Genomic DNA, 1,067 nt, shown 5'->3' with positions numbered 1-1,067 from the left:
AAAACCTACGGTGGTTCTGCTCGTGCATTCGACCAGATCGATAACGCACCAGAAGAAAAAGCTCGTGGTATCACCATCAACACTTCCCACGTTGAATACGACACCCCGACTCGCCACTACGCACACGTAGACTGCCCAGGCCACGCCGACTATGTTAAAAACATGATCACCGGTGCTGCGCAGATGGACGGCGCGATCCTGGTTGTTGCTGCGACTGACGGCCCAATGCCTCAGACTCGTGAGCACATCCTGCTGGGTCGTCAGGTAGGCGTTCCTTACATCATCGTGTTCCTGAACAAGTGCGACATGGTTGATGACGAAGAGCTGCTGGAACTGGTAGAGATGGAAGTTCGTGAACTGCTGTCTCAGTACGATTTCCCAGGCGACGATACCCCAATCGTTCGTGGTTCCGCGCTGAAAGCGCTGGAAGGCGAAGCAGAGTGGGAAGCGAAAATCATCGAACTGGCTGGCTTCCTGGATTCTTACATCCCAGAACCAGAGCGTGCGATTGACAAGCCATTCCTGCTGCCAATCGAAGACGTATTCTCCATCTCCGGTCGTGGTACCGTTGTTACCGGTCGTGTAGAGCGCGGTATCATCAAAGTTGGCGAAGAAGTTGAAATCGTTGGTATCAAAGAGACTGCGAAGTCTACCTGTACTGGCGTTGAAATGTTCCGCAAACTGCTGGACGAAGGCCGTGCTGGTGAGAACGTTGGTGTTCTGCTGCGTGGTATCAAACGTGAAGAAATCGAACGTGGTCAGGTTCTGGCGAAGCCAGGCTCAATCAAGCCACACACCAAGTTCGAATCTGAAGTGTACATCCTGTCCAAAGACGAAGGCGGCCGTCATACTCCGTTCTTCAAAGGCTACCGTCCACAGTTCTACTTCCGTACAACTGACGTGACCGGTACCATCGAACTGCCAGAAGGCGTTGAGATGGTAATGCCAGGCGACAACATCAAGATGGTTGTGACGCTGATCCACCCAATCGCGATGGACGACGGTCTGCGTTTCGCAATCCGTGAAGGCGGCCGTACCGTTGGCGCGGGCGTTGTTGCTAAAGTTCT

At 53.4% G+C, this 1,067-nt stretch carries 1 protein-coding gene; it reads left to right on the top strand.

The annotated features are described in order from the left end of the window. Positions 1-1,067: elongation factor Tu (tuf, locus tag ACJBF3_RS26040; RefSeq protein WP_048339318.1), on the top strand; the 1,067-nt coding region annotated here is incomplete at both ends.

The organism is Enterobacter sp. PP-008-ECC_S150, assembly GCF_045257065.1.
In the GTDB taxonomy this organism is placed as follows: domain Bacteria; phylum Pseudomonadota; class Gammaproteobacteria; order Enterobacterales; family Enterobacteriaceae; genus Enterobacter; species Enterobacter chengduensis.
This window is presented reverse-complemented; position numbering and strand designations above follow the sequence as displayed.